Source organism: Achromobacter sp. GQ309 (genome assembly GCF_059759315.1).
Window position 1 is genome coordinate 1 of record NZ_JCAXDP010000015.1, and the last position, 3,358, is coordinate 3,358.

Below are 3,358 nucleotides of genomic sequence, written 5' to 3' on the forward strand. Positions count from 1 at the left end.
GCATTGCTGATGAAGATGGGCACGGGTTGTGATTGCATTATTTTTTGTTCCAAGTTCTCAAGACTGGGGTGCAAACCTCAGACTGCTTTGAAACTTATGAACGGCACAAACGCTAATACTCAGGTCCTATAGCCTACAGCGTTATAGGATCAAGCGACTAAGTGCATATGGTGGATGCCTTGGCGATCACAGGCGATGAAGGACGTAGTAGCCTGCGAAAAGCTGCGGGGAGCTGGCAAACAAGCTTTGATCCGCAGATATCCGAATGGGGAAACCCACCGCAGCAATGCGGTATCCCTAGCTGAATACATAGGCTAGCGGAAGCGAACCGGGTGAACTGAAACATCTCAGTAGCTCGAGGAAAAGAAATCAACCGAGATTCCGAAAGTAGTGGCGAGCGAAATCGGATGAGCCTTTACGTTTTAGCGCGCAGGATAGTCGAACGGAATGGAAAGTCCGGCCGTAGCAGGTGATAGCCCTGTAGACGAAATTCTGTGTGTGGAACTAAGCGTAAGACAAGTAGGGCGGGACACGTGAAATCCTGTTTGAAGATGGGGGGACCATCCTCCAAGGCTAAATACTCGTGATCGACCGATAGTGAACCAGTACCGTGAGGGAAAGGCGAAAAGAACCCCGGAAGGGGAGTGAAATAGATCCTGAAACCGTATGCATACAAACAGTAGGAGCCTCCTTGTGGGGTGACTGCGTACCTTTTGTATAATGGGTCAGCGACTTACATTCAGTGGCAAGGTTAACCGAATAGGGAAGCCGTAGCGAAAGCGAGTCCGAATAGGGCGAATTAGTCGCTGGGTGTAGACCCGAAACCAGATGATCTATCCATGGCCAGGTTGAAGGCACGGTAACACGTGCTGGAGGACCGAACCCACTAATGTTGAAAAATTAGGGGATGAGCTGTGGATAGGGGTGAAAGGCTAAACAAATCTGGAAATAGCTGGTTCTCTCCGAAAACTATTTAGGTAGTGCCTCAAGTATTACTGCGGGGGGTAGAGCACTGTTATAGCTAGGGGGTCATGGCGACTTACCAAACTATGGCAAACTCCGAATACCCGCAAGTACAGCTTGGGAGACAGAGCACCGGGTGCTAACGTCCGGACTCAAGAGGGAAACAACCCAGACCGCCAGCTAAGGTCCCAAATTATCGCTAAGTGGGAAACGAAGTGGGAAGGCATAGACAGTCAGGAGGTTGGCTTAGAAGCAGCCATCCTTTAAAGAAAGCGTAATAGCTCACTGATCGAGTCGTCCTGCGCGGAAGATGTAACGGGGCTAAGCGATAAACCGAAGCTGCGGGTGTGCACTTTTAGTGCACGCGGTAGGAGAGCGTTCTGTAAGCCTGCGAAGGTGGCTTGTAAAGGCTGCTGGAGGTATCAGAAGTGCGAATGCTGACATGAGTAGCGATAAAGGGGGTGAAAAGCCCCCTCGCCGTAAGTCCAAGGTTTCCTGCGCAACGTTCATCGGCGCAGGGTGAGTCGGCCCCTAAGGCGAGGCAGAGATGCGTAGCTGATGGGAAGCTGGTTAATATTCCAGCACCGTCGTACAGTGCGATGGGGGGACGGATCGCGGAAAATCATCAGGGTGTTGGATGTCCCTGTTGCTGTATCGAAGATGGCGCTTAGGCAAATCCGGGCGCGTAAATCAAGGGTATGGCACGAGCGAGCATTGCTTGCGAAGTGATCGGAAGTGGTTCCAAGAAAAGCCTCTAAGCTTCAGCTGTACGAGACCGTACCGCAAACCGACACAGGTGGACGGGATGAATATTCCAAGGCGCTTGAGAGAACTCAGGAGAAGGAACTCGGCAAATTGATACCGTAACTTCGGGAGAAGGTATACCCCGGTAGTGTGAAGCGCCTGCGCGCTTAGCATGATGGGGTCGCAGAGAATCGGTGGCTGCGACTGTTTATTAAAAACACAGCACTCTGCAAAGACGAAAGTCGACGTATAGGGTGTGACGCCTGCCCGGTGCCGGAAGGTTAAGTGATGGGGTGCAAGCTCTTGATCGAAGCCCCGGTAAACGGCGGCCGTAACTATAACGGTCCTAAGGTAGCGAAATTCCTTGTCGGGTAAGTTCCGACCTGCACGAATGGCGTAACGATGGCCACACTGTCTCCTCCTGAGACTCAGCGAAGTTGAAGTGTTTGTGATGATGCAATCTACCCGCGGCTAGACGGAAAGACCCCATGAACCTTTACTGTAGCTTTGCATTGGACTGTGAACCGGCCTGTGTAGGATAGGTGGGAGGCTTTGAAGCGTGGTCGCTAGATCACGTGGAGCCATCCTTGAAATACCACCCTGGTTTGTTTGCGGTTCTAACCTTGGTCCGTTATCCGGATCGGGGACAGTGCATGGTGGGCAGTTTGACTGGGGCGGTCTCCTCCCAAAGTGTAACGGAGGAGTTCGAAGGTACGCTAGGTACGGTCGGAAATCGTGCTGATAGTGCAATGGCATAAGCGTGCTTGACTGTGAGACTGACAAGTCGAACAGGTGCGAAAGCAGGACATAGTGATCCGGTGGTTCTGAATGGAAGGGCCATCGCTCAACGGATAAAAGGTACTCTGGGGATAACAGGCTGATACCGCCCAAGAGTTCATATCGACGGCGGTGTTTGGCACCTCGATGTCGGCTCATCTCATCCTGGGGCTGTAGCCGGTCCCAAGGGTATGGCTGTTCGCCATTTAAAGAGGTACGTGAGCTGGGTTTAAAACGTCGTGAGACAGTTTGGTCCCTATCTGCCGTGGGCGTTGGATACTTGACGGAGCCTGCTCCTAGTACGAGAGGACCGGAGTGGACGTACCTCTGGTGTACCGGTTGTCATGCCAATGGCATTGCCGGGTAGCTAAGTACGGAAGAGATAACCGCTGAAGGCATCTAAGCGGGAAACTCGTCTGAAGATTAGGTATCCCGGGGACTTGATCCCCCTGAAGGGTCGTTCGAGACCAGGACGTTGATAGGTCGGGTGTGGAAGCGCAGTAATGCGTTAAGCTAACCGATACTAATTGCCCGTGAGGCTTGATCCTATAACACTGATGGTTATTGACCTGGTGATATAGCGTTCCAAGTGTCGTTCAATACAAAATACTGGCTGCACCGTCAGCAGCCAGCCAACACAATTACACCCCACTGTGCGTCGATCATCGAGCCCTAGCGCTCTGATCGCCACACGTTGCGCTTCTTCCAAGATTGGAGCAGTTGCCTGAACCGCAACCGCTCAACCAGTTACGCCTGACGACCATAGCAAGGTGGTACCACTCCTTCCCATCCCGAACAGGACAGTGAAACGCCTTTGCGCCGATGATAGTGGACGGACGTCTGTGAAAGTAGGTCATCGTCAGGCTTTTATTGC

General features: G+C 52.3%; 2 rRNA genes. Both read left to right on the top strand.

Annotated elements, in window-relative coordinates:
• Window positions 1-147: 147 nt before the first annotated feature.
• A 23S ribosomal RNA gene (locus tag AC6CIE_RS27770) occupies window positions 148-3,032 on the top strand.
• Between the two features lie 204 nt (window positions 3,033-3,236).
• Window positions 3,237-3,349: ribosomal RNA gene (gene rrf / locus AC6CIE_RS27775) — 5S ribosomal RNA — on the top strand.
• Window positions 3,350-3,358 lie beyond the last annotated feature (9 nt).